This window comes from Nocardiopsis sp. RV163 (assembly GCF_001029525.1).
GTDB lineage: Bacteria > Actinomycetota > Actinomycetes > Streptosporangiales > Streptosporangiaceae > Nocardiopsis > Nocardiopsis dassonvillei.
Map to the genome: position 1 here is coordinate 1 of NZ_LEKI01000234.1, position 6,207 is coordinate 6,207.

General features: G+C 74.3%; 4 protein-coding genes and 1 pseudogene. 3 read left to right on the forward strand and 2 right to left on the reverse strand.

The window, feature by feature from the left end:
- Nucleotides 1–16 precede the first annotated feature (16 nt).
- A complete protein-coding gene (locus tag ABD54_RS24845; protein WP_047871970.1) occupies nucleotides 17–1,003 on the reverse strand; it encodes a bile acid:sodium symporter family protein in 987 nt (328 codons plus the stop codon).
- Between the two features lie 225 nt (nucleotides 1,004–1,228).
- Between ABD54_RS24845 and ABD54_RS24850 the strand changes: the two genes are divergently transcribed.
- Nucleotides 1,229–1,897, forward strand: a complete 669-nt coding sequence (locus ABD54_RS24850; RefSeq protein ID WP_047871971.1) for a restriction endonuclease — start codon at nucleotides 1,229–1,231, stop codon at nucleotides 1,895–1,897.
- A gap of 75 nt (nucleotides 1,898–1,972) precedes the next feature.
- Here the strand turns inward: ABD54_RS24850 and ABD54_RS24855 are convergent, their stop codons facing one another.
- A complete protein-coding gene (locus tag ABD54_RS24855) occupies nucleotides 1,973–2,938 on the reverse strand; it encodes a TIGR03557 family F420-dependent LLM class oxidoreductase (RefSeq protein ID WP_047871973.1) in 966 nt (321 codons plus the stop codon).
- A 532-nt stretch (nucleotides 2,939–3,470) separates the two neighbouring features.
- On the opposite strand from ABD54_RS24855, the gene rox reads away from it, so the two are divergent.
- Both rox and ABD54_RS24865 read left to right on the forward strand, forming a co-directional pair.
- A complete protein-coding gene (gene rox, locus ABD54_RS24860) occupies nucleotides 3,471–4,913 on the forward strand; it encodes a rifampin monooxygenase (RefSeq protein WP_047871972.1) in 1,443 nt (480 codons plus the stop codon).
- A gap of 133 nt (nucleotides 4,914–5,046) precedes the next feature.
- Nucleotides 5,047–5,751: pseudogene (locus ABD54_RS24865) on the forward strand (ATP-binding cassette domain-containing protein); the annotation flags it as partial.
- Nucleotides 5,752–6,207: the final 456 nt, after the last annotated feature.

The window sequence follows — 6,207 nt, forward strand, 5'->3', positions numbered from 1 at the left end:
GGGGCGGGGCGCGGGGTCAGGCCCCGGACGAGCCCTCGGCGCCGCTCCCGGTCGGCGCGGACTCGGCCGGGGCGTCCGCGGGCGGGCGGCGGGCCCAGTAGGTGGCCGCGAGCGCGCCGGAGATGTTGTGCCAGACCGAGAACAGGGCGCCGGGCAGGGCGGCGAGCGGCGCGAAGTGGGCGGTCGCCAGGGCCGCGGCCAGACCGGAGTTCTGCATCCCCACCTCGACGCTGACCGCGCGGCGGGCGGCCTCGGGCAGCTTGGTGACCACGCCGACCAGGTAGCCGAGCGCCAGTCCCAGGGAGTTGTGCAGCACCACGGCCAGGGCGACCAGCAGGCCGGAGGAGAGCACGGCGTCGGCGTTGGCGCCCACCACCGCGGCGACCACGACGACGATGCCGCCGACGGACACCAGCGGCAGGACGGGCAGGATCCCCTCCACGAACCGGCGCGCGGCCATGCGCAGCAGCAGTCCGGCCAGGACCGGGACCAGGACGACCTGGAGGATGGAGACGAACAGGTCTCCGGCGGCGACGGGCAGCGTGGAACCGGCCAGGGCCAGGACCAGGAGCGGGGTCAGCAGCGGGGCGAGCAGGGTGGAGATCGAGGTCATCGCCACCGACAGGGCCACGTCGCCGCGGGCGAGGTAGACGATGACGTTGGAGGCGGTGCCGCCGGGGGCGGAGCCGACCAGGACCATGCCCACCACGAGCAGCGGCGGCAGGCCGAGGACCTGGGCGATTCCCCAGGCCAGGAGCGGCATGACCGTGTACTGGGCCAGGACGCCGAGGACGACGGCCTTGGGGTGTCTGGCCACGATCGCGAAGTCCACTGGGCGCATGGTGAGCCCCATGCCGAACATGATCACCCCGAGCAGCAGGGAGATGTAGGGGGCGAGGAGGGCGGCCTGCCCGGGGGCGGCCAGGCCCGCTACCCCTCCGGCGAGGACCAGCAGTGCGAACCACCTGCCGACGAGGTCGGCGACGCGCGTGAGAACTGACATCGAAGGACTACTTCCCGTGGGTGCCCCGGGGCGGCGGGGCACCGCTCCCCGGACGGTCGCCGCCGCGAGGGTCGGCCGCCGCGCGGCCATGGTAGTCCCCGCGTTCCGTGCGAGCGGTGGTCAGGGCGGGTCCCGGGCCGGAAACGGCTCCGCGCCGTGGCGTTCCCCACAGGGCATCGGCGCCGGGGCGGGTGACGAAACGCCCGGACGGGGAAGAGGCAGTCCATGACCGACATCTCCCCGGACGACGCGGCCGAAGACAGGACGTACCCCGACAGGACGTACCCCGGGGAGGGCCGGGCGGGGCCCCGGGAGTGGCGGTTCGTGTGGCGCCACCGGTACGCCCTCGTGCTGGCCCTGGTCGTGGCGCTGATGGTCGGCGCGTGGGTGGCCCAGAGTTCGGCGCGGCCGCTGCTGTGGGCGGTGGCGGCGCTGGGGGCGGCGGCCCTGCTGTGGTGGTGCCGTATGCGGCTGCGGCTGGCCAGGGAGAAGTGGCGGGTGGCGCGGGTCGATCTGTCGGAGGTCGACCGGATGACCGGTGTGGAGTTCGAGGAGCACGTCGCGGGTCTGATGCGCACGCACGGCTACACCGCCGTGACGGTGGTCGGCGGGGCCGATGACGGAGGGGTGGACGTGCTGGGCCGGGCGCCGGACGGGCAGGCCGTGGTGGTGCAGTGCAAGCGGTGGACCAGCCCCGTGCCGCCGAACGAGGTCCGCGCCTTCCTCGGCGTCCTGGCCACCGGTTACGAGGGGTACCGGGGGCTGTTCGTGGCCTCGAACGGCTTCACCGAGGCCGCCGCCCGTGAGGGCGAGGGGTACATGACCCTGGTGGACCGTGATCGGCTGGCGCGGTGGATGGGCGGTTCGGGCGCGCCCGAACCGCCTCCGGCGTGAGGACCCCGGCCCGTCGGTGCCGCCCGACCGGTCGGGCGGCACCGACGGGCCGGTCGGGCGGAGCGGTCGGACGGGTCAGGTGGCGAGGGCGCGCAGGGGTCGGTCCAGTTCGCGCCGGTAGAAGTCGACGAACCCGTCGGGGTCAGGCCCGGCGTTCTGCATGACCAGGCGGTCGAAGCCCGCGTCGACGTACTTGCGGACGGCCTCGACGTAGCGCTCGGGGTCGGGCCCGCAGGCGAAGTGCCCCAGCACGTCCTCCTCCCGGACCGTGGTGGTGGCGGCCGCGAAGTTGACCGGGTTGGGCAGTTCGCTCATGACCTTCCAGCCGGTCAGCGCCCAGCGGGAGGTCTCCAGGGCCGCCTGTGCGGCGGTGTGCTCGTCCTCGGCCCAGGCCATGGGCACCTCGGCGTAGCGGGGGCCGTCTCCTCCGGCGTCGCGGTAGTCCCGCACGATCGCGGACTTGGGCTCGGTGGCGAACAGCCCGTCGCCGAATTCGGCGGCGAGCCCGGCCGACTGCCCGCCGCTGGCGGCGACTGCGATCAGCGGCGCCTCCTCGGGCAGGTCGAACACCCGGGCGTCCTCCAGCCGCAGGTACTCGCCCTCGTAGGACTGGTAGCCGCCGCCCCACAGGAGGCGGATGATCTCCAGGGCCTCGCGCAGCATGTGGTGGCGCACCCGGACGGCGTCGGGGAACTCCTGGCCGACGACGTGTTCGTTGAGCCGCTCCCCGGAGCCGACGCCGAGGACGAAGCGGCCCTTCGAGAGCAGGGCCAGGGTCGCGGCGGCCTGGGCGATGATCGCCGGGTGGTAGCGCACGGTCGGGCAGGTCACCCCGGTGGCCAGGCCGATCCGCTCGGTCCTGGTCGCGATGGCGCCGAGCACGCTCCAGGCGAAGGGCGAGTGGCCCTGTTCGTCCAGCCAGGGGTGGTAGTGGTCGCTGATCTCCACGAAGTCGAACCCGGCGCGCTCGGCCAGCTCCGCCTGGCGCACGAGTTCCTCCGGGCCGAAGGCCTCGGCCGCCAGTTTGTACCCGATCTGCATGCGTCTCCCCCGTTCGGTGGCGTCGGGCGCCGCCCCGCCCCGCCGGTCCGGCCGGACGGGGCGGGCCCCGGACACCACTCGCGATTCCCCCAGGGCACCCATACAACTACCGCCCGGGTTCGCCCAGAGGTTGCGACACACACCCGCCTCCGGATCGGGGCCGTGCGACCGGAGGCCCGCGGCCGGGGCACCGCAGGGCACGGAGCGGCCCACAAAAGGGTGACTCCTAAATAACAGAAAGTGACAGGAAGAGGGAAAACGTCTCCTGCCATTTCCAATCTATAGCGCACCCCGGGGCTTGCGACAAGACCCGGGTCGTGCCGGACAATTTCCCTTCCAAGCCGGAATCCGCGGAAATCGGGGCCGCGCGAAAGGCGTGTGCCGTCGTCGGCGCGCAGACCACGCACCGGCGCCGAACCGCTGGTGGGGACCGTGATTTGCTCGCGGGCGCCTGGCGCGGGGGCGCGGACGCGCACACCGCCGTAATACGCGGAACGGCTGGTGAGGAGCGATCTCGTTGAACGGGGATTTCATGATTGACGTGACCGTGGTCGGCGGCGGACCGACCGGCCTGATGCTGGCCGGTGAGTTGCGGCTGCACGGGGTGCGCGTGGTGGTGCTGGAGAGGCTCACCGAGCCGACACGGCAGACCCGCGCGCTGGGGCTGCACACGCGCAGCGTGGAGGTGATGGACCAGCGCGGCCTGCTGGAGCGGTTCCTCTCCGTCGGGGAGAAGTTCCGGGTCGGCGGCATCTTCGGCGGCATCACCAAGCCGTGGCCCGACGGGATGGACACGGCCCACGAGTACGGCCTGGCCGTCGAGCAGCCGGTCACCGAACGCCTGCTCCACGAGCGCGCCCTCGAACTGGGGGCCGACGTGCGGCGCGGTGTCGAGCTGGTGGGGCTGAGCCAGGACGGGGACGGGGTCAGCGCCGAACTGGCGGACGGCACACGTCTGCGCTCGCGCTACCTCGTCGGCTGCGACGGCGCCCGCAGCGCGGTGCGCCGGCTGCTCGGCGTCGGCTTCCCCGGCGAGCCCGCCAGGGTCGAGACGCTGCTGGGCGAGATGGAGGTGACCGGGGATCCGGAGGAGATCGCCGCCGTCGTCGCGCGGGTCCGCGGGACCCAGTTGCGGTTCGGCGCCGGGCCCCTCGCGGACGGGAGCGGGGCGTACCGCGTCGTCGTGCCCGCCGACGGGGTGGCCGGGGACCGCACGAGCGCGCCGACCCTGGAGGAGTTCAGGCGGCAACTGCGGGCCCACGCGGGCACCGACTTCGGTGTGCACTCGCCGCGCTGGCTGTCCCGGTTCGGCGACTCCACCCGGCTGGCCGAGCGCTACCGGGTCGGCCGGGTGCTGCTGGCCGGGGACGCGGCGCACGTGCACCCGCCGACCGGCGGGCAGGGGCTCAACCTCGGTGTCCAGGACGCGTTCAACCTCGGCTGGAAGCTGGCCGCCGAGGTCGCGGGCTGGGCGCCTGAGGGGCTGCTGGACAGCTACCACGCCGAACGGCACCCGGTGGCCGCCGCCGTGCTGGACAGCACCCGCGCGCAGATGGTGCTGCTGGGCACCGAGCCGGGCGCGGTCGCGCTGCGGGGGCTGCTGTCCAGGCTGATGGACTTCGAGGAGGTGAACCGGTACGTGACCGGTCTCGTCACCGCGACGGACCTGCGCTACGACTTCGGCGGGGGGCACGCGCTGCTCGGCAGGCGGATGCGCGACATCCCTCTGACGCGGGGGCGCCTCTACGAGTTGACGCACGGCGGACGCGGGCTGCTGCTCGACCGGACCGGTCGGCTCTCGGTGGCGGGCTGGGCGGACCGGGTGGACCACGTCGTCGATACCGGCGGGGCCTGCGAGGAGCTGGGCGCGCCCGCCGTGCTGCTGCGGCCGGACGGCCACGTGGTGTGGGCCGGCGGGGACCAGCGTGAGCTGCTCGACCGGCTGCCGAGGTGGTTCGGCTCCGCCGCGGGCTGAGCGCGCCTCCGGACCGCGTAAGCGCCCGCACCTGGGAAAACCGGTCGCGGGCGCGCGTGGCGCCGTGGAAACCTGCCGGGGCGCCCGCGGCGGTGGCCGGGCGCCTACGGCAAAACCCCTGTGGAGAGCGGTCTTGGGCTACACCGACGTCAACCGGGTCGGCCGCACCCTGCCCGACGGCAGGGTCCTGCTGGACTCGGTGTCCTTCCGTGTCGGCGAGGGGTCCAAGACGGCGCTGGTGGGGGCCAACGGCGCGGGCGAGAGCGCCCTGCTGCGGATCGTGCGCGGCGAGCAGCGCCCCCAGGGCGGCGCGGTCACCCTGGACGGTGAACTCGGCGTGATGCCGCAGTTCGTCGGGCACGTGCGCGACGAGACCACCGTGCACGAACTGCTGGTGCCGGTCTCCCCGTCCCCGGTGCGCGAGGCGCACGCGGACCTGGAGGCGGCCGAGGCGGCCATGATGGTCGACGAAGGCGAGAGGACGCAACTGCGCTACGCCGCGGCCATCGCCCGCTACGGCGACGCGGGCGGCTACGACGCCGAGGTCGTGTGGGACCAGTGCTGCGCGGCGGCACTGGGCGCCCCCTACGAGCGCTGCCGGTGGCGCGGGGTGCGCACGCTGTCGGGCGGGGAGCGGAAACGCCTGGTCGTCGAGGCCCTGCTGCGCGGCCCGGCGCCGGTGCTGCTGCTGGACGAGCCCACGGACAACCTGGACGTGGTGTCGGCGGAGGCGCTGGAGTCGGCGCTGGAGGCCTACGACGGCACGATCCTGGCGGTGACGCACGACCGCTGGTTCGCGCGCGGGTTCGACCGGTTCGTGGTGTTCGGCGCCGACGGAGGCGTGTACGAGGCGCCGGAGCCGGTGTGGGGCGAGGGGCGGGTGCGCCGCGAACGGTAGGTGACCCGGAACCGGGAGCGTGTCACACCGCGCCGGAACCGCTGCGCCCGTACGGGTCGTGCGCGGCGAGCACCGTGGTCAGCGGGGCGGCCGCAGGGGCTGACCGGACCACGCCCCTCTCACCGTGGTCTCGTGCCCGCGGAGGGGCACCGCGCCTCGACCCCGCTACGGGCACGGGATCGTCGCGGTTCGCAGGGCCCGCCCCGCGCCGGGGGCGTTCCCGGCCCCGCCGCTATCCGACGGGCAGTTCGATGTCGATGACGGCCGAGCACTCCTCCAGGCAGCCGCCCACGGTGAGCGTGCCGCCGGGTCCGGCTCCGGGGAAGAGGAACGCGGCGTGGGTGCCCTCTCCGCCGTCGAGCGCGTAGCGCCCCACCGCCCCGCTCGCCCGGAGCC